Source organism: Sphingomonas sp. AP28 (assembly GCF_056680455.1).
On the sequence record NZ_CM155283.1, the window covers coordinates 796,502 to 821,937 of the forward strand.

23 protein-coding genes are annotated in these 25,436 nt (G+C 66.4%); 15 read left to right on the forward strand and 8 right to left on the reverse strand.

Translation table 11 applies throughout. The features are described 5' to 3' along the window. Positions 1–3 precede the first annotated feature (3 nt). Positions 4–2,277 (reverse strand): S9 family peptidase, encoded by a 2,274-nt coding sequence (locus AC1MH0_RS03470; protein ID WP_480965667.1) that lies wholly within the window; start codon positions 2,275–2,277, stop codon positions 4–6. A 332-nt stretch (positions 2,278–2,609) separates the two neighbouring features. Here AC1MH0_RS03470 and AC1MH0_RS03475 point away from each other — a divergent pair, with 332 nt between their 5' ends. After that, positions 2,610–3,284, forward strand: coding sequence for a DUF6975 family protein (locus tag AC1MH0_RS03475; RefSeq protein ID WP_480964734.1), 675 nt, complete (start codon positions 2,610–2,612; stop codon positions 3,282–3,284). A gap of 66 nt (positions 3,285–3,350) precedes the next feature. Then, positions 3,351–4,205 carry an AAA family ATPase gene (locus tag AC1MH0_RS03480; RefSeq protein WP_121885167.1) on the forward strand — a complete coding sequence of 285 codons (855 nt, stop codon included), beginning with the start codon at positions 3,351–3,353 and terminating at the stop codon, positions 4,203–4,205. Positions 4,206–4,259: 54 nt separating this feature from the next. Here AC1MH0_RS03480 and AC1MH0_RS03485 read toward each other — a convergent pair whose 3' ends face one another. After that, a complete protein-coding gene (locus tag AC1MH0_RS03485; protein WP_480964735.1) occupies positions 4,260–4,688 on the reverse strand; it encodes a hypothetical protein in 429 nt (142 codons plus the stop codon). A gap of 376 nt (positions 4,689–5,064) precedes the next feature. Here AC1MH0_RS03485 and AC1MH0_RS03490 point away from each other — a divergent pair, with 376 nt between their 5' ends. The 4 genes from AC1MH0_RS03490 to AC1MH0_RS03505 all read left to right on the forward strand — a co-directional run bounded on the left by AC1MH0_RS03490 (position 5,065) and on the right by AC1MH0_RS03505 (position 9,368). Continuing rightward, the gene (locus AC1MH0_RS03490) at positions 5,065–5,631 is read left to right on the forward strand and encodes a CHAP domain-containing protein (protein WP_480964736.1); all 567 of its coding nucleotides are present in this window, start codon (positions 5,065–5,067) and stop codon (positions 5,629–5,631) included. Positions 5,632–5,847: 216 nt separating this feature from the next. Continuing rightward, positions 5,848–7,761 carry a CocE/NonD family hydrolase gene (locus tag AC1MH0_RS03495; RefSeq protein WP_480964737.1) on the forward strand — a complete coding sequence of 638 codons (1,914 nt, stop codon included), beginning with the start codon at positions 5,848–5,850 and terminating at the stop codon, positions 7,759–7,761. 12 nt (positions 7,762–7,773) lie between these two features. Then, the gene (locus tag AC1MH0_RS03500; RefSeq protein ID WP_480964738.1) at positions 7,774–8,952 is read left to right on the forward strand and encodes a vWA domain-containing protein; all 1,179 of its coding nucleotides are present in this window, start codon (positions 7,774–7,776) and stop codon (positions 8,950–8,952) included. Positions 8,953–9,041: 89 nt separating this feature from the next. Beyond that, positions 9,042–9,368, forward strand: a complete 327-nt coding sequence (locus tag AC1MH0_RS03505) for a hypothetical protein (protein WP_480964739.1) — start codon at positions 9,042–9,044, stop codon at positions 9,366–9,368. Positions 9,369–9,674: 306 nt separating this feature from the next. Here the strand turns inward: AC1MH0_RS03505 and AC1MH0_RS03510 are convergent, their stop codons facing one another. Then, the gene (locus AC1MH0_RS03510; protein ID WP_480964740.1) at positions 9,675–10,817 is read right to left on the reverse strand and encodes an anhydro-N-acetylmuramic acid kinase; all 1,143 of its coding nucleotides are present in this window, start codon (positions 10,815–10,817) and stop codon (positions 9,675–9,677) included. Between the two features lie 94 nt (positions 10,818–10,911). On the opposite strand from AC1MH0_RS03510, the gene rimO reads away from it, so the two are divergent. Beyond that, a complete protein-coding gene (gene rimO / locus AC1MH0_RS03515) occupies positions 10,912–12,267 on the forward strand; it encodes a 30S ribosomal protein S12 methylthiotransferase RimO (RefSeq protein ID WP_480964741.1) in 1,356 nt (451 codons plus the stop codon). A 94-nt stretch (positions 12,268–12,361) separates the two neighbouring features. Here the strand turns inward: rimO and AC1MH0_RS03520 are convergent, their stop codons facing one another. Beyond that, positions 12,362–12,508, reverse strand: a complete 147-nt coding sequence (locus AC1MH0_RS03520; RefSeq protein ID WP_107954842.1) for a lmo0937 family membrane protein — start codon at positions 12,506–12,508, stop codon at positions 12,362–12,364. Positions 12,509–12,673: 165 nt separating this feature from the next. Between AC1MH0_RS03520 and AC1MH0_RS03525 the strand changes: the two genes are divergently transcribed. Both AC1MH0_RS03525 and AC1MH0_RS03530 read left to right on the forward strand, forming a co-directional pair. Further along, a complete protein-coding gene (locus AC1MH0_RS03525) occupies positions 12,674–14,065 on the forward strand; it encodes a serine hydrolase domain-containing protein (protein WP_480964742.1) in 1,392 nt (463 codons plus the stop codon). Continuing rightward, on the forward strand, positions 14,062–15,447 hold the full coding sequence (locus AC1MH0_RS03530; protein WP_480964743.1) for a leucyl aminopeptidase family protein: 1,386 nt from the start codon (positions 14,062–14,064) through the stop codon (positions 15,445–15,447). Before AC1MH0_RS03525 ends, AC1MH0_RS03530 begins: the two co-directional genes overlap by 4 nt. Before the next feature lie 113 nt (positions 15,448–15,560). Here AC1MH0_RS03530 and AC1MH0_RS03535 read toward each other — a convergent pair whose 3' ends face one another. Both AC1MH0_RS03535 and tpiA read right to left on the reverse strand, forming a co-directional pair. Next, positions 15,561–16,235: a hypothetical protein gene (locus tag AC1MH0_RS03535; RefSeq protein WP_480964744.1), complete on the reverse strand. Its 675-nt coding sequence runs from the start codon at positions 16,233–16,235 to the stop codon at positions 15,561–15,563. A gap of 191 nt (positions 16,236–16,426) precedes the next feature. After that, entirely contained in the window at positions 16,427–17,170 is a 744-nt protein-coding gene (gene tpiA / locus AC1MH0_RS03540; RefSeq protein WP_480964745.1) for a triose-phosphate isomerase, read from the reverse strand. A 150-nt stretch (positions 17,171–17,320) separates the two neighbouring features. On the opposite strand from tpiA, the gene AC1MH0_RS03545 reads away from it, so the two are divergent. After that, complete coding sequence (locus AC1MH0_RS03545) at positions 17,321–19,276, forward strand: peptidylprolyl isomerase (protein ID WP_480964746.1); 1,956 nt, start codon at positions 17,321–17,323, stop codon at positions 19,274–19,276. Between the two features lie 4 nt (positions 19,277–19,280). Further along, complete coding sequence (trpE, locus tag AC1MH0_RS03550) at positions 19,281–20,774, forward strand: anthranilate synthase component I (RefSeq protein WP_480964747.1); 1,494 nt, start codon at positions 19,281–19,283, stop codon at positions 20,772–20,774. Between the two features lie 167 nt (positions 20,775–20,941). Here trpE and AC1MH0_RS03555 read toward each other — a convergent pair whose 3' ends face one another. Next, positions 20,942–21,346 carry a hypothetical protein gene (locus AC1MH0_RS03555; protein ID WP_480964748.1) on the reverse strand — a complete coding sequence of 135 codons (405 nt, stop codon included), beginning with the start codon at positions 21,344–21,346 and terminating at the stop codon, positions 20,942–20,944. Positions 21,347–21,530: 184 nt separating this feature from the next. Between AC1MH0_RS03555 and AC1MH0_RS03560 the strand changes: the two genes are divergently transcribed. From AC1MH0_RS03560 to moaC, 4 genes are read left to right on the forward strand one after another with little or no spacing between them, the layout of a single operon-like run. Further along, entirely contained in the window at positions 21,531–22,214 is a 684-nt protein-coding gene (locus AC1MH0_RS03560; protein ID WP_480964749.1) for an anthranilate synthase component II, read from the forward strand. Beyond that, positions 22,211–23,203: an anthranilate phosphoribosyltransferase gene (gene trpD / locus AC1MH0_RS03565; protein ID WP_480964750.1), complete on the forward strand. Its 993-nt coding sequence runs from the start codon at positions 22,211–22,213 to the stop codon at positions 23,201–23,203. The genes AC1MH0_RS03560 and trpD overlap by 4 nt, the downstream gene beginning before the upstream one ends. Before the next feature lies 1 nt (position 23,204). Continuing rightward, the gene (gene trpC / locus AC1MH0_RS03570; RefSeq protein ID WP_136190387.1) at positions 23,205–23,981 is read left to right on the forward strand and encodes an indole-3-glycerol phosphate synthase TrpC; all 777 of its coding nucleotides are present in this window, start codon (positions 23,205–23,207) and stop codon (positions 23,979–23,981) included. Next, positions 23,978–24,445, forward strand: a complete 468-nt coding sequence (gene moaC / locus AC1MH0_RS03575) for a cyclic pyranopterin monophosphate synthase MoaC (protein WP_480964751.1) — start codon at positions 23,978–23,980, stop codon at positions 24,443–24,445. Before trpC ends, moaC begins: the two co-directional genes overlap by 4 nt. Before the next feature lie 89 nt (positions 24,446–24,534). Here moaC and AC1MH0_RS03580 read toward each other — a convergent pair whose 3' ends face one another. Then, positions 24,535–25,227: an energy transducer TonB gene (locus AC1MH0_RS03580; RefSeq protein WP_480964752.1), complete on the reverse strand. Its 693-nt coding sequence runs from the start codon at positions 25,225–25,227 to the stop codon at positions 24,535–24,537. Between the last annotated feature and the right edge of the window lie 209 nt (positions 25,228–25,436).

The following is a 25,436-nucleotide window of genomic DNA, read 5'->3' on the forward strand; positions in this document are numbered from 1 at the left end:
CGTTTACTTGACCGGGACCGCAGCCGCCTCGGGCACCGGCTTGTCCTTCACCGTCCGGTCGAGGAAGTTCAGGATCGTCCCCCAGACATGCTCGCTGATCCCCGGCCCCGCCACGCGGTGCGTGTAGCCCGGATAGAACATCATCTCGAACGGCGTCGCGGTCGCCTGCATCCTTGCTGCCACCTTGGTCGAATTGTCGAGGAACACATTGTCGTCCGCCATGCCGTGGATCAGCAGCAACGGATCGACGATCTTGTTAGCCTCCTCGACCGCCGCCGACGTCGAATAGCTCGCCGGGTCCTTCGCCGGATCGCCGAGATACCGCTCGGTATAATGCGTGTCGTACAGTTGCCAGTCGGTGACCGGCGCGCCCGAGACCGCGGCCGCATACACGCCCGGCGTCTTTTCCAGCATCTTCAACGACATATAGCCGCCATACGACCAGCCATAGGTCGCGATCTTGCTCGGCTCGACGAACGGCAGCGACTTCAGATAATTCGCGCCCGACAGCTGGTCCTCGACCTCGACCGTCCCCATCGCGTGATAGATCTGGTCCTCGAACGCCTTGCCGCGATTATATGAGCCACGATTGTCGATCTTGAAATAGATCCAGCCGCGATCGACCAGGTATTGCGGCAAGGCACCCTGCCAGCCGCGCGTGACCTGCTGGCCGGTGCCGGGCCCGCCGTAATGCTCGAAGAACACCGGGTATTTCTTGCCGGGCTCCAGCGGCGGCGTGATCATCTCGTAATGGAGCGTCATGCCGTTCTTGGCCTTGAGCGTTCCGAACTTGGTCTCCTGGTGGCTCGACAGATACGGGTAGTAAGGATGCCCCTCGACCACCGCATTCTCGTTAATCCACGAAATCCGCTTGCCGGTCGCGTCGGCTAGATAGACCTGAGTCGGCTGCTTGGGGTTCGAGCGCGAGATAATGAAGCGGCTCGCGGCCGCATCCATCGTCGCGCTGTTCCACCAGCCGGCTTCGGTCAACTTGGTGATCACGTTCGGCTTGGCGACATCGACCGAATAGAGCTGCTGCTCGAGCACGTCGTCCTTGTTGCCAAGGAAGAACAGCCGCCCCTTCGTCTCGTCCACACCGACCAGATCGGTGACGACCCAGTCGCCCTTGGTAAGCTGCGACCACTTCCCCGACGCGAACCGGTAGAGCTGGCCATAGCCGCTCCGCTCCGAACGCCAGATCAGGCTGCCGTCCTTCAAAACGTGATACGCGTCGGACAGGTTGAGCCAGCTCTTCACGCCCGATTTCTCGGTGAACAGCACGGTGGACTTGCCCGTCGCCGGATCGACGCGGAGCATCTCCAGCAGCTTCTGGTCGCGGCTCTGGCGCTGGACCAGCAGCATCCGGCCATCCGGCGTCCAGTCGACGCGGGCCAGATAGATGTCCGGGTTGGTGCCGAGATCGACCTTCACCTGCCCCGAGCCATCCGGCTTCATGATGTACAGGTCGACCAGCACGTTGGGTGTACCGGCAGCCGGATAGCGCTGCTCGTAGACCTTGGTCCCGGTCGCGCCGATCGACGCGCGCGTCGCGGTATGGACCGGGGCCTCGTCGAACCGCTCGACCGCGACATATTGCTCGTCGGGCGACCACCAATAGCCCGTGCGGCGATCCATTTCCTCCTGCGCGACGAACTCCGCCTCGCCGAAGTGCACCGTTCCGCCACCGCCGGTCGTCACCGCGCGCGCGTCGCCGCCGGCGAGCGGCTGCACGAAGACGTTCTGGTCGCGGACGAACGAGACGAAGCTGCCCTTGGGGCTGACCACCGGGTTCAGCTCGCCGCCGGGTGTGTTGGTCAGCCGCTTCACCTTACCGTCGAGGTCGGCGAGATACAGGTCGCCGTCGAGCGGCACGAGGATCGACTTGCCATCGGGCGCCCAGTCATACGCGACGATGCCCTTCTGCCCACCGATGCGCGCGCGCTCGCGCTGCATCTTCTCGGCCTCGGTCAGCTCGGCACCGCTGCCGACGGTCTTCGAATCGACCAGCATTCGCGCCTGCCCGGTCGCGGTATCGACCGCCCAGAGATCGAAGCGCTCCTTCTCGTCGGCGCGGTTGCGCAAGCTCGTCAGCAGCGTGCCGTCGGGCGAAAGCCGTACCGCTTTCGGCTGCGATCCCGACAGGTCCGGATTGCCGAACACGCGCGCCATCGTCAGGTCGCCGGGCTTTGCGGCCTCGACCGGGCGGATGGGCGCAGGGGCGGGCGCAGGCAACGGCGCGGCAGGCACTGCGGGCGGGGTCACCTGATCAGCGGCCATCGCGGCGGTTCCGACCGAAGCAAGTGCAAGCCCGAGCAACCATGTGCGCATCCTGTAGTCTCCGTGGAATCATCCTGCCGGACACCGCCCGACGGACCCGAAAATGTTCGGTCGCGCGTTATCGCGGCGGCATGCGCTTGCGTAAAGGCCGCATCGCGATGGCAGGTGGACCGAAACGCGCCCGACCTGACGGCATGACCCGCGCAATCGTCGTTTCCGTCCAACACGGCATAATGAACGCCGCGTACACTTCGTCTTTACGTCCTTCGTTTAAGGCGAGCGCAACATCGTCGCGGATTGGACTTTCCGTGGTGCAGCACGGCCGGGGAATGATGGTTTCGAACGCGGGCATACAGAACGGGGAGCCGGGCGAGCGGAGCGCATGGGACGCGGTCGTCACCCTTGCCGACGCGGACGGCAGCGCCGCGCACCCGCATTGCGTTCGCCTTACCAGCGGTGGCTCCGACCTGCGCAACCTCTCCGACGCAGTTCACGCCCTATGCGGAGTTCACGGCGAGCATCCCGGCCTGATCGCCGACGTGGCCGCGCGCGCGGTCCAGCCCGAGGCATCGCATTGGCTCTCGGTCGCGGCCAGCGGCTTTGCGGACGAGCGGACGTATCTCGCCCATCTCACCGCCGCGGTCGGCCCACTTCCCTCGACCCCAGGCCAGGCGGAAACCGAGTCGGCGTTGGTCGGAGAGCGTCACGCGCTCGAAATGCTGGCGCGTTCGGAGCGACGGGGGTGCGCCACCGGGGCCGTCGCCGCGCTCCTTATCGAGTGGCGCGCGATCCGCCGGGTGCTCGATGTCGCAGCGGAGCGGTTCGGCGTGGCCGTCCCCCCGCTCACCATCCCGTCCGAGACCGACACCGCCGCACTCGTCGCGGAACTCGGTGCATCGCCCGGTTGCCAGCGCGCGATCCTGTTCGGCGCGCAGCAACTCTTCGCACAGCACCGCGGCCTGTGGTCGTTGCTCGAAGCGCGGTCGAGCGCACGCGGCGACCTCTGACCGCTTGCACTGACCGACGCTTCCCCTCTATCCATACCCGGTATTCAGAACCGGACGGGACATCGCATGAAGCGCTTCGAGGGCACCCAGAGCTACGTCGCGACCGACGATTTGAAAGTCGCGGTCAACGCCGCCGTGACGCTGCGCCGCCCGCTGCTGATCAAGGGCGAACCCGGCACCGGCAAGACCGTGCTCGCCTACGAGATCGCCAAGGCTTTGGGCGCGCCGCTGATCGAATGGAACATCAAGTCGACCACCAAGGCACAACAAGGGCTCTACGAATATGACGCGGTCGCCCGCCTGCGCGACGGCCAGCTCGGCGACGCGCGCGTCCACGACATCGGCAACTATATCCGCAAGGGCAAATTGTGGGAGGCGTTCACGCAGCCCGCGCCGCCCGTCCTGCTGATCGACGAGATCGACAAGGCCGATATCGAGTTCCCCAACGACCTGTTGCAGGAACTCGATCGGATGGAATTCCACGTCTACGAGACGAAGGAAACGGTGCGCGCGGTCGAGCGCCCGATCGTCATCATCACCAGCAACAACGAGAAGGAACTGCCCGACGCGTTCCTCCGCCGCTGTTTCTTCCACTACATCAAGTTCCCCGACCGCGGCACGATGCAGGCGATCGTCGACGTCCACTTCCCCGGCATCCAGAAAATCCTGGTCAGCAAGGCGATGGACCTGTTCTACGACGTCCGCGACGTCCCCGGCCTCAAGAAGAAGCCCTCGACCAGCGAACTGCTCGACTGGCTGAAGCTGCTGCTGCACGAGGACATGCCGCTCGACATCCTCCAGAACCGCGACCCGACCAAGGCGATCCCGCCGCTCCACGGCGCGCTATTGAAGAACGAACAGGACGTCATGCTGTTCGAACGCCTGGCGTTCATGGCAAAGCGGCAGAAGAACCAGGGGTGATCGGCTCGGCGAACCGGCGGCGTGCGTTCGCGCCGCCGGTTCACGCCACCCCGCTCAGCTGACGTTGGCACCGGTCGGGATATAGTCCAGCGCGAGGTGCGGGATCGTCACCGGACCACGGAAGTTGAACCGCGTCACGGTTGCCGGGTCGGGAATCCACAGCTTCTTGCCCAACGTCACCAGATACTGGGCGGGCGACGTCACGCTGACCGCGGTGAACGAACCCGAGGATAGCGCAGGTCCTCTCGGCATTTCGGCGACTAGATAGTCGCTGATTATGATGTCGTTCCAGTTGTTGAAAACGGTGTTGAAGGTTGCCCCGTCGGGAATCGCGAACAGCTGCCCCCACATCGCCAGATATACCGCACCACCACTGGCGTTCGAGGCGATCCGGCTGCCGTCATATTGCTTCCAGTTGACTGTCCCGGCCAGTAAAGCCTGCGCCGTATCCGCACCCATTTTCTCGCTGATGTCGACCGTCATTATCATAATCCTTATTATGTTTTTATGAAAACGCGAAGCTGTGATCACCCGTCCGACTCGATATCTGAACCGACATAAAAATCACGTGACATGCTTAGTCGACGTAGAAACTTCAAGTTAGCGGGGACGCGACCACTTTGAACGCAAAGCACGCGGCGTACCGATTATTGCTGGGATGGCTCATTAATACGGTTACGTATCAAAGGCATCGCAAGACAACGACCCACATATTCCGATCCATAGTGATCGGGATTGTGGGAACCACGTCGAGCGATCAGTCGCGCCTCCCTTCAACGACGCTGCCAGACCAATTGCTTGATGCACATTAACCATCTGCGGCAACAATAATGCCATACCTGTCCGGCAAGGTGGCGGCATGAGATTGTATGCTTTCCGTCGTTGGGCGCCGGCACTGCTGGCAATCGGCATGGCCGCCCCCGCATCCGCCTCTCTGCTCGACTATGTCGGCCAGTGCGTCCCCTTCGCGCGCGCCGCGTCGGGTATCCAGATCTACGGCAACGCCTGGACCTGGTGGGAGCAGGCCGACGGCAAGTACGAACGCACGCACAAGCCCAAGGAAGGCGCGGTCATCGTCTTCGCCAAGACCCCGCGCCTGCCGTTCGGCCATGTCGCCGTCGTCAGCCGGGTGGTCGAGAAGCGCGTCGTCATGCTCACCCACGCCAACTGGTCGCGCCAGAACGGCGAGCGCGGGCATGCCGAACAGGACGTCACGCTGTTCGACGTCTCGCGCAACAACGACTGGAGCGACGTCAAGGTCTGGTACAAGGACGTCGATGGCCTCGGCGGCGGGATCTATCCTGTCTACGGCTTCATCTACGGCAAAGCGCATGCCGCGGCGGGCCTCACCAGCCGTAACCCCGATTATGTCGGCGCGCTGATCGACGCGTATGTTCCGGTAAGCGGCGAGCCCATCGCCCGCTGACTTCCCCCCTCCCTGGAAGGGAGGGGTCGGGGGTGGGTCGGCCAGCTTTGGTCGCAACCGTGCCACGATACCGAAACCGACCCACCCCCAGCCCCTCCCTTCCAGGGAGGGGAGCCAGAAGAGCCGCACGCTTCAATCCGAAGCGTTGATACTAAGCATTGCCGCCACCCTCGAAACCGTGCCACCACCGTACCGCAGAAGACGGTGAGGATAACGATGCGGTTCAAGGCTCTTACGACGATCACGCTGGCCTTGCTCGCGACCACCACGCCCGCAATCGTCGGTGCGCAGAAGGAAAAGTCCCCGCCTCCCGGTGGCGACATCCCCGCCAAGTTCGTCCCCGCCAACGCCAGCTTCGACTTCGACCGCCGCGAGGTCGACATCCCGATGCGCGACGGCGTCACGCTCCACGCGGTGATCGTCCAGCGCAAGGGCGTCACCGACGCGCCCATTCTCCTCCAGCGCACCCCCTACAACGCCGAGAGCAGCGCCAGCCGATTTTCCAGTCCCAACGGCGCGATGAACCTCCATGCCGTCGACGCGATGTTCTTCGACGCAGGGTATATCCGCGTGTTCGAGGATGTCCGCGGCAAGAACGGCTCGAACGGCGCGTACATCAACGAACGCCCGCTGATCGGCCCGCTCAACAAGACGAAAGTCGATCACTCGACCGACGCCTACGACACGATCGACTGGCTGGTGAAGAACCTTAAGAACTCGAACGGCCGTGTCGGCATCATCGGTGGCAGCTACGACGGCATGATGGCCGCGATGGCCCTCGTGAACCCGCACCCCGCGCTCAAGGCCGCCGTCCCGATGAACCCGGTGATCAACACCTGGAAGGGCGACGACGACTTCCACGGCGGCGCCTTCCGGCAGATCGGCTACGACTATTACTATACGCAGGACGCGGCGAAGGGCGAAGCGGGCGACCTCTGGCGCGACGCCTACGACGATTACGACACGTTCCTCCGCGCCGGATCCGCGAGCGAATTCGTGAAAAGCCGCGGGCTCGAACAATTGCCCTTCGTCAACCGCCTCCACGATCACCCGACGTATGACGCGTTCTGGCAAGGCCAGGCGCTCGAGACGATCCTGCCGAAGCAGCCGCAGACCGTGCAGACGCTCTGGGTCGCCAGCCAATGGGACCAGGAGGACATCTACGGCGCGGTCGCGGCCTACGAAGCGGTATCGAAAGTCGACCCCAACCACGTCAATCACCTCGCGCTCGGCCCCTGGGCGCATGGCGGCGCGAACGGCGATGGCTCGACCTTGGGCGCGATCCGCTTCGACGCCGACACTGCGCTCTGGTTCAGGAAGAACGTCCTGCTCCCGTTCCTCGATGGCGCGCTGAAGACCGGCGCGACACCGCCCCCGCTCGCCCCCGTCATCGCATTCCAGACCGGCACGAACCGATGGCAGACGCTCGCCGGCTGGCCGAACTCGACCGCCACGCAGAAACTCTATTTGCAGCCCGCCAGCGGCCTCGGCGCCACCGCGCCCGCACAGGACGGCCACGACGACTATATCTCCGATCCCGCCAAGCCGATCCCCTACCGCCTCCGCCCGATCCGCCCGACCTACGCGACCGGCTCGACCTGGCGGCAATGGCTGGTCGACGACCAGCGCCCGTTCTCCGACCGCACCGACGTCCTCACCTACCAGACGCCGCCGCTCACCAGCCCGGTCGCAATCGCCGGCGCGCCCGTCGCCGACTTGATCGCCAGCACCACCGGCACCGACGGCGATTTCGTCGTGAAGCTGATCGACGTCTATCCTGCCGAATATTCGGACAAGCCCGAGATGGGCGGCTACCAGCTCGCCGTCTCGATGGACATCTTGCGCGGCCGCTACCGCGACGGGTTCGAGAAGCCGACGCCGATCGTCGCCGGCCAGCCCACGCAGTTCCGCGTCGTGCTACCCAACGCCAGCCACGTCTTCCTCCCCGGCCACCGCATCATGGTCCAGGTCCAGTCGAGCTGGTTCCCGCTCTACGACCGCAACCCGCAGACCTACGTCGCCAACATCTTCGACGCCAAGCCCGCCGACTACCGCAAGGCCACGATCAGCGTCTTCCACTCGACCGCGCAGCCCAGCGCGATCGAACTGCCGATCGCGGCTACCAAGTGAGGACGTGACCCCATGTTCCTGAACTTCCTCGACGAACTCCGCAGCGCCGGCATCCCCGCCAGCCTCAAGGAGCACCTCATCCTGCTCGAAGCACTCGATGCCGAGGTGATCGAGCGGACGCCCGAGGATTTCTACTACCTCTCCCGCGCGGTGTACGTGAAGGACGAGGGGCTGCTCGACAAGTTCGACCAGGTCTTCGCCAAGGTCTTTCGCGGCCTCGCCACCAGCTACGGCACGCCCGCCGGCGAAGTCCCCGAGGACTGGCTAAAGGCGGTCGCCGAGAAATTCCTGACCCCCGAGGAAATGGCCGCGATCAAGGCGCTCGGCTCGTGGGACGAGATCATGGAGACGCTCAAGAAACGCCTCGAGGAGCAGAAGGAACGCCACCAGGGCGGCAGCAAATGGGTCGGCACCGGCGGCACGTCACCTTACGGCAACGGCGGCTACAATCCCGAAGGCGTCCGCATCGGCGGCGAAAGCACGCACAAGCGCGCGCTGAAAGTCTGGGACCAGCGGGAGTTCCGCAACCTCGACAACACCAAGGAACTCGGCACCCGCAACATCAAGGTCGCGCTGCGCCGCCTGCGCCGCTTCGCGCGCGACGGCGCCGCCGACGAACTCGACATCGATGGCACGATCGCTGGCACCGCGCGGCAGGGCTATCTCGACATCGTCATGCGCGCCGAGCGTCGCAATGCGGTGAAACTGCTGCTGTTCCTCGACGTCGGCGGCTCGATGGACCCGTTCGTCAAGCTCTGCGAGGAACTGTTCTCAGCCGCGACCACAGAGTTCAAGAACCTAGAATTCTTCTACTTCCACAACTGCCCGTACGAAGGCGTGTGGAAGGACAACACGCGCCGCTTCGCCGAGCGCACGCCGATGTGGGATCTGCTCCACAAATACGGCCACGACTACAAGCTGATCTTCGTCGGCGATGCCTTGATGAGCCCGTACGAGATCACCCATCCCGGCGGCTCGGTCGAGCATTTCAACGAGGAGCCTGGCGCGGTCTGGATGCAGCGGCTGACCAACACGTATCCGGCGGCGGCATGGCTGAACCCGGTGCCCGAGGCGCAATGGGGTTATTCGCAGTCGGTGCGGATCATTCGCGAACTGATGACCGACCGGATGTACCCGCTGAGCCTCGCCGGGCTCGACGACGCGATGCGCGAACTGACCCGCAAACGGTGACTTCGGCGCGGTAAGCGGCTGACCGTAACGGAACCGTCACGGACGCGATCGGTTTATCGGGCATCATCCCTTACCGAAGGACAAGCCCTATGTCGTCGATCCCCAACTCCGCCATGCCGCACGCCAAGGTCCATCACGACGACGACCACAAGCCGAAGGCTGACGCGAAGAAGACCGCGGCGACGAGCGACTGGGTCGAGGACGCGACCGATGCGGCAAAGGCTGGCCTCGCGACCGCGACGGACGCGGTGAAGTCGCACCCGAAGACGGCGATCGCGGTTGGCGCGACGGTGATCGCGGGTATTGCAGCAGCGATCGCAGCGCCGGCGTTGCGTGCGAAGGATGCGGCGGAGAAGAAGACCCCGCCGAAGAAGCCCGAGCCGAAGAAGCCGGCCAAGGCCAAGAAGCCGCACTGATACATCAATACGAAAATACGAAAATACGAGGCCGCCGCCCACTCCACCCTGCACCACCCCGGCGAAGGCCGGGGCCCAGTTGGAAAGGTCGCAGTGGTGGGGTGCAGCCTCAGTTAGCAACGTCCCCCAACTGGGCCCCGGCCTCCGCCGGGGTGGCGTCGTTTCAGGGTAAAGGCGATAGGTTGGGAAGCGGGTGCGAGTGACCCAAGCGGCGCCCCCCGCCTCCTTGTTCTCCCGCGAAGGCGGGAGCTCAGTCTGGGCTCCCGCCTTCGCGGGAGAACAAGCTTTTAAACGCTGGTCGGCAAACTAGGCCCGATCCACAACCCCACCAGCCATCGCCACCGGAACCCCCGTTGTCCCCGGAAAACTAATCGCCAGCCCCTTCAACGTCCGCACCGCCATATACGCGAACCCCTCGGCCTCCAGCGCATCGCCATTCCAACCAAGCACATCGGTAGGCTCCACCACCAACCCGGTGCGCTCCGCAATCATCGCCAGCATCGTCGGATTATGCCGACCACCCCCCGCAACCAGCAACCGAACCGGCCGAGCCGGCAAATGCCGCAAAGCCTCAGCCACGGTAGCGGCTGTAAACGCCGTCAAAGTCGCGGCCCCATCAGCAGCGGACAGCCCCCGAGCCGGCTGGATCGTAAAATCATTCCGATCGAGCGACTTCGGCGGCGGCGCATCGAAAAACGGGTGATCGAGCATCGCCGTCAACACCGTCTCGTCCACCCGCCCGGATGCCGCCAACGCCCCTCCGGCATCATACCGGGCGCCAGTCTCGGCCTCGACCCAGCTATCGATCAACCCGTTCGCCGGTCCGGTATCGAACGCCACCAGCCTGTTACGGTCCGCCATCTGCGCCGGCTCCGGCGACATTTCGCGCGAATCATGCATGTCCAGCTCGCCTGGAATGAAGGTGATGTTCCCCACGCCGCCAAGGTTCAGCACTGCAACCGGTCCCTCGAGCCCGGCGGCCAACGCTGCATGATACACCGGCAGCAGCGGCGCCCCCTGCCCGCCAGCCGCCACATCGGCCGAGCGAAAATCCGACACCGTCGTAATCCCGGTAGCCCGCGCAACCGCAGCCCCGTCGCCGATCTGCCACGTCCAGCCTCGATCCGGCCGATGCGCGATCGTCTGGCCGTGAAAGCCGATCACATTGACGTCCGCCGCCGCTACCCCCGCCTCCGCCAGCAGCTTGTGCACCGCGAACACGTGCGCGCGTGTAATCAGCTCGCCCGCGGCGACCACCGGCGGACTGGCGCGCGGCTTGTCGAACGTCAGCGCCATCCGCGTGGCCTCCGCTAGCTGCGCCCGCGCCGCATCCGAATAGGGCTCGCCACGAAACGCGATCGGCCGCACGAACGCCTCGCCATCGGTCTCGATCAACGCGGCATCGATTCCGTCGAGCGACGTCCCCGACATCAGTCCAATCGCCAGCATATCGGTTCCTTCCCGCGCAATCTCCCCACCCATGCCGGATGCATTTTCCGCCGCCTAGAAAAAACCGAACTTTGCGCCTATGTGCGCAGGCTTCATGGCAACATTACTTCCCTCCCCGCCGAAGATCGGCATGGTCTCGCTCGGCTGTCCCAAGAACCTCGTCGACAGCGAGCGGATTCTCACGCAGCTCCGCGGCGACGGCTATCAGATGTCGCCCGATTACGCCGGCGCCGACATCGTGCTCGTCAACACCTGCGGCTTCCTCGATTCCGCCAAGGAGGAAAGCCTCGAGGCGATCGGCGAAGCCATCGCCGAGAACGGCCGCGTCATCGTCACCGGCTGCATGGGCAAGGAAGCCGACGCGATCCGCGCGCGCTTCCCGCAAGTCCTCGCGATCACCGGCGCGCACGAATACGAGCAGGTCGTCGGCGCGGTCCACGAGGCCGCCCCGATGCCGCCCTCCGCGTTCCTCAACCTGATCCCCGACGCCGGCCTGAAGCTGACGCCGCGCCACTACAGCTATCTGAAGATTTCCGAGGGCTGCAACCACCGCTGCTCGTTCTGCATTATCCCGTCGTTGCGCGGCGACCTCGTCAGCCGCCGCCCCGACGCGATCCTGCGCGAGGCGGAAAAGCTCGTCGAAGCCGGCACGAAGGAACTGCTGGTCATCAGCCAGGACACCTCGGCATACGGCGTCGACCTGCGCCACGCTAGCTGGCCGGTGAAGACCGGTGGCCCGATGTCCCGCAACGAGGCTCGCGAAGTCCGCGCGCACATGACCGACCTCTCGCGCGAACTCGGCAAGATCGCGCCGTGGGTCCGCCTCCACTACGTCTATCCGTATCCGCACGTCGACCACGTCATCCCGCTGATGGCGGAAGGTCTCGTGCTGCCGTATCTCGACATCCCGTTCCAGCACGCCGCACCGTCGGTGCTGCGCCGGATGAAGCGCCCCGGCAATGACGCGAAAGTGCTCCAGCGCATCCACAACTGGCGGACGATCGCGCCGGACATCACGATCCGCTCGACCTTCGTCGTCGGCTTCCCCGGCGAAACCGAGGAGGATTTCCAGTATCTCCTGGATTGGCTCGACGAAGCGCAACTCGACCGCGTCGGCGCGTTCCGCTTCGAGCCGGTCGAAGGGGCGGCGGCGAACCTGCTCCCCGACCACGTGCCCGAAGAGCTCAAGGAAGAGCGCTACGCCCGCATCATGGAAAAGACCGCGGCAATCTCCGCGGCGAAGTTGCAGGCCAAGATCGGCCGCACGCTCGACGTGATCATCGATGCGGTAGACGAGGAAGGCGCCACCGGGCGTTCAAAGGCGGATGCGCCCGAGATCGACGGCGAAGTCTTCCTCCGCGACGCCGGCCACCTGACGGTGGGCGACATCGTCCCGGTCACTATCGAAGACGCCGACGATCACGACCTCTATGGGGTGCCCGCCGCCTAACCCCGCTTACTGTTCTCCCGCGAAAGCGGGAGCCCAGGACCACGAGCGACACCGCCTGTAATCCTGGACTCCTGCGTCCGCAGGAGAACAGTGGTCAGACGACGTTGCGGCCGGTGAACAGCTTCACCAGAACGACGATGACCGCGATCACCAGCAGGATGTGGATCAGTCCGCCTGCGACATGGAAGGCGAAGCCTGCCAGCCAGAGGATCAGCAGGATGACGGCGATGGTATACAGCATGGTTGTGTCCCCTAAGACGTGAAAAGGCTCCCGGTCGGACGATGAAACGTGCGTGTAACACGGCGTGTTCCGTCAACATTTCTGCCCTAGGCTAACCCCTTCAACCGCCACGGAATAAAAATCACGGCGTTGCGTGCGCGGGCCGGTTCTGCTTCGTTGCACGCCATGATCCTCCGCCTCCTCGCCGTCGCCGCGCTGCTCCCCACCCCCGCCCTCGCGCAATCGCTCACCCCCGCCGAAACTGCGCAGATCGACACGCTGGTCACCGGCGCGCTCGGCGATACCGGCGTGCCCTCAGCCTCGATCGCGGTGGTGCGCGGCGGCCGGATCGTGTTCGCCAAGGCGTATGGCAAACCGTCCGAAGCGATCGCCACGGCGGACCCCAAACTCCCCTACCAGATTGCCTCGATCTCCAAGCAGTTCACCGCCGCCGCGATCCTGCTGCTGGAAGACGAAGGCAAGCTGTCGCTCGACGACACCGTCGCCAAATACATCCCCGGCATCACCCACGGCGAGCGCATCACGATCCGCCAGCTGCTCAGCCACACGTCCGGCCTCCAGGATTACTGGCCGCAGGACTACAGCTTCGCGGCGATGGCCAAGCCCGTCACGCCGCAGCAGATCGTCGATCGCTGGGCAAAGAAACCGCTCGATTTCCAGCCCGGGACGCAGTGGCAATATTCCAACACGGGCTACGTCGTCGCCGGACTCATCGTCGAGAAGGTCGCGCACCAACCGCTGCTCGCCTTCCTCCAGCAACGCATCTTCAAGCCGCTCGACATCCGCGCGCTCGACCAGGACAAGGCGATCGGCAAGGCCTTCCCGCAAGGCTATGGCCGCTTCGCCCTCGGCCCGGTTCGCCCCGAAACGCCCAGCGCGGACGGCTGGCTCTACGCCGCCGGCGAACTCTCGATGAGCGCCGAAGACCTCGCCAAATGGGACGTCGCCCGCCTCAATCGCACCACGCTCCCAGCCGACGACTGGGCCGCGCAGGAAACGCCGGTGAAACTCGCCGACGGATCGAGCAACGGCTACGGCCTCGGCGTCTTCACCGGCAGCGCGAACGGCCGCCGCTATGTCGAGCATAGCGGCGAAGCGGTCGGCTTCCTGTCCGAGAACACCGTCTATCCGGACGACAAGGCGGCGATCGTCGTTCTCACCAACAGCTGGTTCAGCGACGCAACGGGCCGCATCGCGGCTGGCGTCGCCAAGATCGTCCTGCCGCCCGCCGCCGCCAGCGCGGAGGACACGGCCGCACTCGCCCGCGCCCGCGCCGTCTACGAACAGCTCCGCACCGGTACGCTCGACCGCAAGGGGCTAACCGAAGACGCCAACTATTACTTCAAGCCGGTCGCGCTCACCGACTACAAGACGAGCCTCGGCGCACTCGGCGAGCCGACCGCGTTTGCACAATCCGGCAAGACCCGCTTGCGCGGCGGCTTCGTCAACCGCACCTACCGCATCACCTATCCCGACCGCACGCTCTTGCTCAGCACCTATGCCGAGCCCGGCGCGAACGGCCGATACGAACAACTCCTGGTGGCACCTGCACAATGACCGACTTCGCTTCGATGCTCCAACCCGACCGCGGCCAGCCCGCGCGGACGATCCACGTCGTCCACCCCGATACGTATAAAGGTTGGCTCGCGAGACAGTCTCAGCGCATCCGCACGACGATCGCCGCGCACCGCCTCACCGGCAAGCCCGGCGACCGCGCGGTGCTGCCCGGCGAGACTGCGGACGACTGGTCGATGCTGCTGGTCTGCAACGAAGCGTTCACGTCGCCGTGGCGGATTGCGTCGCTCGAAGCATCGTTGCCCGCGGGCACGTATCGCCTGGCGGAAGGGCCGGTCGGTGCGGTCGGGCTTGGCTGGATGCTCGCCCAGCACCAGTTCACGCGGTACGTAAAGTCCGACGCGACCGGCCCCCGCGTGCTGCTGACCGAAGACGCCGCGCGTATCGACGAGACGGTTCGCCTCGCGGAAGCTACCGCGCTCGTCCGCGACCTCGTCAACACCGGCGCGTCGGATATGGGCCCTGCGGATCTTGAAGCCGCTGCCGAGACGCTCGCCAAACGCCACGGCGCGACCGTCACGACCACGCGCGGAGACGCGCTCGCGACCGGCTATCCGATGATCCACGCAGTCGGCCAGGCGGCGAGCAAGGACCGCGCGCCGCGGCTGATCGAACTCGAATGGGGCGACGCTTCGCACCCCCGCATCGCGCTGGTCGGCAAGGGCGTCACCTTCGACACCGGCGGGCTCGATATCAAGCCGTCGGCCGGCATGCGGCTGATGAAGAAGGACATGGGCGGCGCGGCACACGCCTTGGCGCTGGCGAGCCTGGTGATGGCCGCCAAACTCCCGGTCCGCCTCCACCTCCTGATCCCCGCGGTGGAAAACTCCATCGCCGGCAACGCCTTCCGCCCCGGCGACGTGCTTGCCACGCGCAAAGGGCTGACGGTCGAGAACACGAACACCGACGCCGAAGGCCGCCTCGTCCTCGGCGACGCGCTGACCAAGGCGGGCGAGAGCAATCCCGAACTGATCCTCGACTTCGCCACGCTCACGGGGGCGGCGCGCGTCGCGCTCGGCCCCGACCTGCCGCCGATGTTCACCGACGACGAGTCGCTCGCGGCGGACCTGCTCGCGGCCGGACTGGAACAGAACGACCAGATGTGGCGCCTGCCGCTCTGGAACGGCTATGACGAGATGCTGAAGTCGGACATCGCCGACATGGTCAACGCACCCGATGGCGGGTTCGCGGGCGCGATTACCGCCGCGTTGTTCCTTCGGCGGTTCGTACCGAAGACCGCTGCGTGGGCGCATCTTGACGTGTTCGCGTGGCGGCCATCGGCCAAGCCGGGACGCCCTAAAGGCGGCGAGGCCTACGCCTTGCGTGCGGCCTTCGCGATGCTAGCGAAGCGATACGGCGCCTAGCCCGTTCCCCCGCGGAGGCGGGGGTCCAGGGTTACAAACGCCAGCTTTCGAGATCCTGGGCCCCCGCCTCCGCGGGGGAACTGGGTATTTTACCGAGTTCCGCGCAGGACCAGCTAACTCGTCGCAAACTGCCCGAACGGCAGCAACTTGTCCGCCAGCGCCTTCGTCGCATTCGCATCGCCGGCCCGCAGTGGCACCAGCACCGCCACCGCAGCCTTGCGCACATACCCGTCGATCGCGGTCGGTGTCGGCGCCTTGCTCGCCGTCTCGACCAGCGCCCGTCCCCGAGCATCGTTCGGATCCAGCTCCAGCCGCAACAACCCGGCAAGCCCGGCGAACATCGCGCGGTTACCACCCAACGCCACCGACCGATCCAAAGCCTCGAACCCGGTGGCCTTCTGCGCGCCCGCGACCGCACGCCCGACGAACCGCCCGAGCTTCGCGATCACCCCGACATGCCAAGCCCCCAGCGCCGCCTGCGCCTCGGCATTGCGCGGATAACGGACGACCAGCGCCTCATATTGCTTCCGCGCGGCGATCGCCTCGCTCCGGTTGCCGAGCAGCTTGGCGCGATACCCCTTCGCCATCGCCTGCATGATCGCCGCCTCGGCGTCGTTCGGCGAACGGCTCAGCGCCTGCCCCGCCGCCGCCGCCGCCCGGTCGATCCGCGCCAGCGCGACATTGCGATCGCGGTCGACGAACCCAGCCTGCGTCAGCAACTCGCGCGGCGTCTCGGCACGCGCCGCGATCGGACACAGGACGGCGCTCGCGATCAGCGAGGCACTCACGCAACCGGGGAACCACCTGGCCATATCAACCCTCGCACCGAAGTTGTCCGTTCAAAGTCCCGGCCTGAAACTTGACCGTCGAATCGTGTCACGGACCATAAGACCGCCATGTTTATCGAGACTTAACACGCTCTATCCGAGATCCGGATCATAAACGTCCAGATCCGGATCAAGATTGACCGGACCGACCGTCACAACCCCGCGGCAGCCTCGATGATCGGCACGAACTTCTCCGCGGTCAGGCTAGCGCCACCCACCAGCGCCCCATCGACGTTCGGCGTATCGAGAATCGACGCTGCATTCGCGCCCGTCACCGAACCGCCGTACAGGATCCGCACCCCGGCCGCCGCGTCACCGATCAGCATCCGCAACTTCGCGCGCGCGATCGCATGGATCGCCGCGATTTCGTCCAGCGTCGGCGTGCGCCCCGTCCCGATCGCCCAGCGCGGCTCATAAGCGAGCGTGAACCAGCTCCCATCCGCATTGTCCGGCACCGACTTCTCGATCTGCGCCTGCACCACGCGCTCGGCACGGTCCGCATCGCGCTCCGCCTCGGTCTCGCCGCAGCACAGGATCACGTTCAGTCCCTGCCGCCGCGCCGCCGCCGCCTTCGCCCAGGCGTCATGGCTCGTCTCATGCTGGTCCGCGCGACGCTCGGAATGACCGACGATCGTGAAGCTCGCGCCGACTTCCTTGACCATCGACGCCGACACGCACCCGGTATGCGCGCCCGAATCCGCTTCGTGCACATCCTCGGCGCCGATCGCCAACCCTGGCACGCGCTGCGACGCCGCGTCGATCAGCGTGAACGGCACTGCGACAGCGACATCAACGCCCGGCGCCGCAGCCGCTGCCGCCGCGATCGTATCGAGTTCGACCAGCGCCGCGCGCGACCCGTTCATCTTCCAGTTTCCGGCTACAAGCTTACGCCGCATCGTCATCTCCCGCGTGTTTTGCCCAGCGATAGCGCCGCACCCGCCCCGCACAACCCCACACAACCCCAAGCAACGTTGCGCGCCCGACTTGAAGAGCCGCCCTCGTCCCCGTAAAGCAACCGCGTTCCTATCCCTGTCGATCGGCTGTCCATGCTCGCTTTCTTCCGCCGCCTTACCCATTCGAAGGTCGGCGTGATCATCACGTTCCTGGTACTCGGCGTGATCGCGCTTGCGTTCGCGGCGGGTGACGTCACCGGGCTCAGCTCGATGACCGGCGGTGCCGGTATCACCGGCGGCGACGTCGCCAAGGTCGGCAAGGCGGACGTGACCGCGAACCAGCTGAAGACGCAGGCGCAGACCGAGATGGAGGGCTTCCGCCAGCAGCAGCCGACGCTCGACATGGCGACCTTCGTCAACCAGGGCGGCTTCGACGGCACGCTCGACCGGATCATCTCCAGCATGGCGCTCGAACAGTTCGGCCGCGCACAGGGCATGGTCGTCAGCAAGCGCGCGATCGATGGCCAAATCGCCAGCATCCCCGCCTTGCAGGGCCCGACCGGCAAGTTCGACGAGAATCTCTACCGCCAGGTGCTCGCCCAGCGGAAGCTGACCGACGCGCAGATCCGCAGCGATATCGAGCGTGATACCTTCGCGCAGCAGCTGACGCTGCCTTCGAACGGCGCGACCCAGGTCGCCAGCCAGCTCGCGCTTCCCTACGCGTCGCTGCTGCTCGAAAAGCGCACCGGCACGATCGGCTTCATTCCTGCCGCCCTCGTCCCCGCCGGCCCCGCGCCGAGCGATGCGGACCTGAACACCTTCTATCAGCGCAACATCGCCCGCTACACCGTCCCCGAGCGCCGTGTCGTCCGCTACGCGATGATCACGCCCGAGGCCGTCAAGGCACAGGCCGTCCCGACCGAGGCCGAGATCGCCAAGACCTACCAGCAGGACAGCGCCCGCTACGCCGCGACCGAGAAGCGTGACATCACGCAGGTCGTCGTCGCCGACCAGGCCGGTGCCGCCGCGATCGCCGCCAAGGTGAAGGGTGGCACCAGCCTCGCCGACGCCGCTCGCGGTGCCGGTCTCGAAGCCTCGACCCAGACCGGTGTCGAGAAGGCCGCCTATGCCGGAACGACGTCCGCACAGGTCGCCGATGCCGTCTTCGCGACTGCCAGCGGTGCGGTGATCGGCCCGGTCCGCACGCCGCTCGGCTGGACCGTCGCCAAGGTCGACAAGATCGAAAAGGTCGCGGCGCGTTCGCTCGATCAGGTGCGTGGGGAAATCGCCGCCGCGCTCGGTATCCGGAAATCTGCCGAAGCGTTGTCGGCTATCCACGACAAGATCGACGATTCGCTGTCGAAGAACGCGACGTTCGACGAAGTCATCGCCGACCAGAAGCTCGCGGCCGTCACCACGCCCGCGCTGATCGCCAGCGGCATCAACCCCGACGATCCCGCCAGCAAGCCCGACCCCGCGCTTACGCCACTCGTCGCCGCAGCATTCCAGGCTGCCGATGGCGACGGCCCGCAGCTCGTCCAGGTCGGCACCGATGGCGGCTTTGCCGTCGTCGCGCTCGGCCGCGTCGTCCATTCGGCCCCGCGTCCGCTGGCACAGGTTCGCGCCGCGGTGCTCAAGGACGTGACCGCCGACCGTGCCCGCCAGGCCGCGCGTCGCGTCGCCGGCGAAGTGCTCGCGCGCATCAATAAGGGCATGCCGATCCAGCAGTCGCTGGCGCAGACCAAGCTGCCGATGCCGCCCGCCCGCACGCTGACCGCCGCCCGTGCGCAGCTCGCCGCCGATCCGCGCGGCGCACCGCCCGCGCTCGCGCTGATGTTCAGCATGGCGCCGAACACCGCCAAGACGCTGGCCGCCCCCGACGACAGCGGCTGGTTCGTGATCAAGCTCGACAACGTCCAGAGCGGCAACGCGACGGGTAACGACGCCGCGATCAAGGCAGCGCGCGGCAACATCGCCCGCTCGGTCGGTCGCGAATATGTTGAGCAGTTCGCCAAGGCGGTCCGCGCCGATGTCGGCGTAAAGACCAACCCGGCCGCACTCGCGCGCGTCCGTGCCGACCTGCTCGGCCAGGGCGGCTCGGGCAACTGATCGTATGACGAGCGCGCGTGAAGCCTTGGCCGAAGGGCGTCCCGCGCTCGTCTGGCGTCGTCAGGTCTCCGACACCGAAACGCCAGTCGCCGCCGCGCTGAAGCTCATCGAGCCGGGCCGCGGCGACTTCCTGCTCGAATCGGTCGAGGGCGGCGAGACCCGCGGCCGCCACAGCCTGATCGGCCTAGCCCCCGACCTGCTGTTCCGCGCGCATGGCCACAGCGCGGAGATCAACCGCCACTGGGCAACCGATCGCGAGACGTTCGCGCCGTGCCCGGTGCCCACGCTCGATGCTCTCCGCGCGCTGGTCGCCGAATGTCGCGCTGACGTTCCCGCCGAACTGCCCCGCGCGCTGGCCTGCCTGGTCGGCTATTTCGGCTATGAGACGATCGGGCTGGTCGAGACTCTCCCGCAGCCGCCGGTCGATCCGCTCGGACTGCCCGACATGATCTTCGTACGTCCGACGGTCATCCTGGTGTTCGACCGCCTGACCGACGCACTCTACTTGGTCGCGCCCGCCTGGCCCGATCCGGCCCGCGATGCCGACTCGATCGTGACCGAGGCCGAAGAGCGTCTCGACGCGGTCGCCGCCAAGCTTGCCAGCACGCCGGTCCCCGCACCGATCCGCGCCGACGTCGCAGAGCCGACCTACACGCCAGCGCTCCCCGAAGGCCGCTACGGCGAGATGGTCGCGGCGGCGAAGGACTATATCCTCGCCGGCGACATCTTCCAGGTCGTGCTCGCCCAGCGCTTCAGCACGCCGTTCGCATTGCCGCCGTTCGAGCTCTACCGCTCGCTACGCCGCATCAATCCGTCGCCGTTCCTGTACCACCTCGACCTGCCCGGCTTCGCGCTGATCGGCTCAAGCCCCGAAATCCTCGTCCGCGTCCGCGACGACGAAGTCACGATCCGCCCGATCGCCGGCACGCGCCCCCGCGGCAAGACCGCCGCCGAGGACGAAGCCAACCGCATCGGCCTGCTCGCCGACCCGAAGGAGCGCGCCGAACACCTAATGCTGCTCGATCTTGGCCGCAACGACGTCGGTCGCGCCGCGGCGCCGGGATCGGTGAAGGTGACCGCCAGCTACGGCGTGGAATTCTACAGCCACGTCATGCACATCGTCTCGAACGTCGTCGGCACGCTGTCCCCCGACAAGGATGCGCTCGACGCTCTGTTCGCCGGCTTCCCCGCCGGTACGGTCAGTGGCGCGCCGAAAGTCCGCGCATGCCAGATCATCGCCGAGCTGGAACCCGAACGCCGCGGTGCGTATGCCGGCGGTGTGGGCTATTTGTCGCCCGACGGCTCGATGGACTCGTGCATCGTGCTGCGAACCGCAGTGGTGAAGGACGGCACGATCCACGTTCAGGCGGGCGCGGGCATCGTCGCCGACAGCATTCCCGAATACGAACAGCGCGAGTGCGAAGCCAAGGCCGGCGCCATTCTCGCCGCGGCGCGCGAAGCAGTCAGCCGGGCGAAAGCTCCGGTCTTCGGTCAGTAGGCCCGCCCGATAACGCCACCCCGGCGAAGGCCGGGGCCCAATTGGGAAGGTCGCCGTAACAACGCGCAACCTCAGTTAACACCGTCCCCGAATTGGGCCCCGGCCTTCGCCGGGGTGGTAGAGGCGGTTGCTTGACTACAACCACGCATCAACCGACACTGATCAAATTAAGGCGTCGTATTCGTCTCGCTAGCCGGCGCACGGCGCTCCTGCGCATAGGCATTGTTGCGCGCCAGGAAGCAGCCCGACTGTCCGCCGGTGCCGACCGCCGAGCACGTATCCGGCAACCCGCCCGCGACACGCCCTAGCTGATCCATAGACGCCGCACGATTGACCCAGCTCTGGTTCTGCGCCGCGATCGGCTTGTCGTCGCGCAACTGTTTCGGAATGCGATACGGCTGATCGAGCGTCGAACACACCACGACTTCGCCGGCGGTCGACTTCGGGCACGCCTGGTCGCCGGTCAGCGTCACGCTGCGAATGCGCTGCGGCGGGGTGTCGACCTGCGCCTCCTGCGCGTACGCCATGGCGGGGAATACGATCAGTGCGGCAAGGACGGCGGTACGAAACATGGATCAGGCTCCTTTGAGCGAACAACGTCCGTCATGCAGCATTGCTCCGCACTGAATGATGGTCGCCTGCCCGGGCGATATAGGAACCACCATCGCCCTTCGCGACTATGCCGAGGACAATTAGCGCCGAACCGTCCCGGGCGAGCGCTGTTGCACCGCGCCCCGCATCGGCTATGGCGACGCCATGATCCTCGTCGTCGACAATTACGACAGCTTCACCTGGAACCTGGTCCATTACCTGATGGAACTGGGCGCCGAGGTCGAAGTCGTCCGCAACGATGCGATCTCCGCCGGGCAGGCTCTGTCGTCGGGCGCGGACGCGTTCCTCATTTCCCCCGGGCCCTGCACGCCGACCGAGGCTGGCGTCAGCCTCGATCTGGTCGCCGCCTGCGCCGACGCCGGCAAGCCGCTGCTCGGCGTGTGCCTCGGCCACCAGGCGATCGGCCAACATTTCGGCGGCAAGGTCGAGCGCGGGGGGCTCATGCACGGCAAGACCTCGCCCGTCGTCCACGACGACACCGGGCTTTACGCCGGCCTGCCCTCACCGTTCATCGCCACGCGCTATCACTCGCTGATCGTCAACGCGGTCCCCGACACGCTGATCGTCAACGCGACCGCGCAGGACGGCACGGTCATGGGCTTCCGCCACAAGACGCTGCCGATCCACGGCGTCCAGTTCCACCCGGAGAGCATCGCGACCGAGCACGGCCACGAAATGCTCGCCAACTTCCTGAAGATGGCGAACATCCCCCACCAACTCCCCTCCCGCTTGCGGGAGGGGTCGGGGGAGGGCAGCGCCGCACCCACGAACTCGGCTGGACAGAAAGCCCCTCCCCTGACCCCTCCCGCAAGCGGGAGGGGAATGTGACCACCACCACACTCCTCCCCGACCCATCCTCCCCCCTCTCCCGCGAATCCGCCCGAGAAGCGTTCGCCGACATCCTCAACGCCCGCGCGAGCGACGACGCGATCGCCACCTTCCTCACCGACCTGGCGACCCGCGGCGAAACCAGCATCGAGATCGCCGAAGCCGCGCGTGCGCTCCGCAACCGGATGATCCCGATCGACGCCCCCGCCGGCGCGATCGACGTCTGCGGTACCGGCGGCGACGGCCACCACACCTTGAACGTCTCCACCGCCGTCGCGCTGGTCGTCGCCGCAACCGGCGTGCCCGTCGCCAAGCACGGCAACCGCGCCGCCTCCAGCAAGGCCGGCGCCGCCGACACGCTGGAAGTCCTCGGCCTCGACATGGACCGCGCCGGCGCCACCGCCGAGGCCAGCCTCAACGAGATCGGCATCGCCTTCCTGTTCGCCGCCAACCACCACCCGGCGATGAAGCGCATCACCCCGATCCGCCAGCGCATCGGCAAGCGCACGATCTTCAACCTGATGGGCCCGCTCGCCAACCCGGCCGGCACCACCCGCCAGCTCATCGGCATCGCCCGCCCCGACTACGTCGCGCTCTACGCCGAAGCACTCGAACAGCTCGGCACCGAAGCCGCGTTGGTCGTCTCGGGCGAAGAAGGCCTCGATGAACTGTCGGGCGCCGGCCCCAGCATCGTCGCCTCGGTCGGCAGCGTTACGCTCCCCGGCAAGGTCACCCCCGAAGACGCAGGCCTCACCCGCCACGCCATCACCGACATCCGCGGCGGCGACGCACACCACAACGCCGACGCACTCCGCCGCCTGCTCAAGGGCGAGACCGGCGCCTACCGCGACGCCGTCCTGCTCAACGCCGCCGCCGCCTTGATGGTCGCCGGCACCGTCCCCACTCTCGTCGACGGCGCGGCCAAAGCCGCCGCCGCCCTCGACACCGGCAGCGCCGACGCGCTGCTCGCCCGCTGGATCGCTTACTGACATGACCATGCTCGACCGTATCCTCGAGACCAAGCGCGCCGAAGTCGCTGCGCGCAAGGCAACCACATCGCTCGCCGACATCGACGCCGGCATCGCCCGCATGTCGAAGCCGCGCGGCTTCCGCGCCGCGCTGGACGCCAAAACCGGCTACGCGCTGGTCGCCGAGGTCAAGAAAGCGAGTCCGTCCAAAGGCCTGATCCGCGCCGATTTCGATCCTGTAGCCCACGCTCGCGCCTACGAAGCCGGCGGCGCCGCGTGCCTGTCGGTCCTCACCGACGAAAAGTGGTTCCAGGGCTCTGACGCCTATCTGACCGCCGCGCGCGACGCCGTCTCGATCCCCGTGCTGCGGAAGGACTTCATGGTCGACCCGTGGCAGTCGACCGAAGCACGCGCGATCGGTGCCGACTGCATCCTGATCATCGTCGCAGCACTCGACGACATCCAGATGGCCGAGATCGAGGCCTCCGCGCTGGAATGCGGCATGGACGTGCTGGTCGAGGTCCACGACGCGCACGAGATGGAGCGCGCGCTGAGGCTCAAGTCGCGCCTGATCGGCGTCAACAACCGCGACCTGCGCGACTTCTCGGTCGATTTCCAGCGCACCTACGACCTCGTCGGCAAAGCCCCCAAGGACTGCACCTTCGTCGCCGAAAGCGGCCTCACGACGCGCGCCGAACTCGATGCGATGGCCGCGCACGACATCCACTGCTTCCTGATCGGCGAAGCGCTCATGCGCCAGGACGACGTGGAAGCCGCAACGCGCGCTCTCGTCGGATGACCGGCCTGACCCACATCGACGAAGCCGGCGCGGCGAGAATGGTCGACGTCGGCGGCAAGGCGGTCACCGCCCGCGAAGCCATCGCCTCCGGCCGCATTACCATGTCCGCCGCAGCCGCCGCGGCGATCGGCGCCGGCACCGCAAAAAAGGGCGACGTCCTGGCCGTCGCGCGCGTCGCCGGCATCATGGCCGCCAAGCGCACTAGCGACCTCATCCCCCTCTGCCACCCCCTCCCGCTCACCAAGGTGGAAATCGACCTGGTCGTCGACGAAACCGGCGTAACCGCCACCGCCACCGCCTCGACCGAAGGCAAGACCGGCGTCGAGATGGAAGCTCTGACGGCGGCCACGGTAACGCTCCTGACGATCTACGACATGGCCAAAGCGATCGACAAGACGATGGTCCTCTCGGACATCCGCGTCCGAGCCAAGAGCGGCGGCAAATCCGGCAACTGGACCGCGTAAGAGAACCCTCTCCCCAAAGGGGAGAGGGAAAGACGCCAAAGGCGGCGAGGGTGAGGGCAAGCCAAGCAGAGCGCTCCTAGCCTGGGACTTCAATCCCCATCCATAGACCAGTCGTGGCTTTCCACGATCGTAGACTCGACCGGCCGGCCCGCGGCATCGAGCGACGGATCATACCGAAACCGCTGCTCGATCAGCCGGCACGTCAAATTATCCAGCACCCGGCTCCCGCTCGACCGGGTCACGCGGCACCCCGACACCCGCCCATTGGTTTCGACCAAGTACCGCACAAACACCCGCCCCCGGATCCCGGTCTCGGCGGCCTCCCGTGGATAATCCGAATCCCGCAACCGCCCGCTGCGCCACTCCGGCGGTGTCTCCGCGCCACCTCCACCGTCGCCATCGCCATATCCCCCACTGCCGGTGCCATTCCCGACTCCGCCACTCCCGGTACCCGGCCCGCGCACATCCGAAGCGCCCGCAGTAGCCTGCGCCCCGACTCCAGCCTTCTCCGCAACCACGACCGGCGGCGGGATAACAACCGGCACCACCGGGGGCGGCGCCACCACCTCCGTAGCCTTCGACTTCAAATTAGGCGGCGACGCGGCCCCCTCCGGCTTGCGGCTAGATGAAGGCCGAGGCCGCACCTTCTCCTCGGGCGGCGGTGGCGGAGGCGGCGCCGCATCGAACACCTTCAACGCATCGCTCACCGCTGCTGGCATCGGCACCACCAGCCCGTTAAGCAGCGCATAGCCCAGCACCCCCTGCAACAGGACAGCACCCACCGCCGCCCCGATCCTGTCTCTCGCCCGAGGCTGATTGCGTGTCATCATACTGATCTGGTGTGTCTTTCCCCCAAACAAAGCCCCGCAAGCGATGAACCCGCGCTGGCCGAGCGTTTGGAGAGGCGACAGGCGATCACGCGCATCCACTCGCCGGCCCGGAAGAAAGTGGCGGCAGACCATCCCCCCAGCGCCACCCCGGCGAAGGCCGG

Bases quoted from the DNA above. Each gene is read 5' to 3' on its own strand.
- AC1MH0_RS03470 (WP_480965667.1), bottom strand. From the start codon at position 2,277: ATGGCCGCTGATCAGGTGACCCCGCCCGCAGTGCCTGCCGCGCCGTTG.
- AC1MH0_RS03475 (WP_480964734.1), top strand. From the start codon at position 2,610: ATGGTTTCGAACGCGGGCATACAGAACGGGGAGCCGGGCGAGCGGAGC.
- AC1MH0_RS03480 (WP_121885167.1), top strand. From the start codon at position 3,351: ATGAAGCGCTTCGAGGGCACCCAGAGCTACGTCGCGACCGACGATTTG.
- AC1MH0_RS03485 (WP_480964735.1), bottom strand. From the start codon at position 4,688: ATGACGGTCGACATCAGCGAGAAAATGGGTGCGGATACGGCGCAGGCT.
- AC1MH0_RS03490 (WP_480964736.1), top strand. From the start codon at position 5,065: ATGAGATTGTATGCTTTCCGTCGTTGGGCGCCGGCACTGCTGGCAATC.
- AC1MH0_RS03495 (WP_480964737.1), top strand. From the start codon at position 5,848: ATGCGGTTCAAGGCTCTTACGACGATCACGCTGGCCTTGCTCGCGACC.
- AC1MH0_RS03500 (WP_480964738.1), top strand. From the start codon at position 7,774: ATGTTCCTGAACTTCCTCGACGAACTCCGCAGCGCCGGCATCCCCGCC.
- AC1MH0_RS03505 (WP_480964739.1), top strand. From the start codon at position 9,042: ATGTCGTCGATCCCCAACTCCGCCATGCCGCACGCCAAGGTCCATCAC.
- AC1MH0_RS03510 (WP_480964740.1), bottom strand. From the start codon at position 10,817: ATGCTGGCGATTGGACTGATGTCGGGGACGTCGCTCGACGGAATCGAT.
- rimO (WP_480964741.1), top strand. From the start codon at position 10,912: ATGGCAACATTACTTCCCTCCCCGCCGAAGATCGGCATGGTCTCGCTC.
- AC1MH0_RS03520 (WP_107954842.1), bottom strand. From the start codon at position 12,508: ATGCTGTATACCATCGCCGTCATCCTGCTGATCCTCTGGCTGGCAGGC.
- AC1MH0_RS03525 (WP_480964742.1), top strand. From the start codon at position 12,674: ATGATCCTCCGCCTCCTCGCCGTCGCCGCGCTGCTCCCCACCCCCGCC.
- AC1MH0_RS03530 (WP_480964743.1), top strand. From the start codon at position 14,062: ATGACCGACTTCGCTTCGATGCTCCAACCCGACCGCGGCCAGCCCGCG.
- tpiA (WP_480964745.1), bottom strand. From the start codon at position 17,170: ATGCGGCGTAAGCTTGTAGCCGGAAACTGGAAGATGAACGGGTCGCGC.
- AC1MH0_RS03545 (WP_480964746.1), top strand. From the start codon at position 17,321: ATGCTCGCTTTCTTCCGCCGCCTTACCCATTCGAAGGTCGGCGTGATC.
- trpE (WP_480964747.1), top strand. From the start codon at position 19,281: ATGACGAGCGCGCGTGAAGCCTTGGCCGAAGGGCGTCCCGCGCTCGTC.
- AC1MH0_RS03555 (WP_480964748.1), bottom strand. From the start codon at position 21,346: ATGTTTCGTACCGCCGTCCTTGCCGCACTGATCGTATTCCCCGCCATG.
- AC1MH0_RS03560 (WP_480964749.1), top strand. From the start codon at position 21,531: ATGATCCTCGTCGTCGACAATTACGACAGCTTCACCTGGAACCTGGTC.
- trpC (WP_136190387.1), top strand. From the start codon at position 23,205: ATGACCATGCTCGACCGTATCCTCGAGACCAAGCGCGCCGAAGTCGCT.
- moaC (WP_480964751.1), top strand. From the start codon at position 23,978: ATGACCGGCCTGACCCACATCGACGAAGCCGGCGCGGCGAGAATGGTC.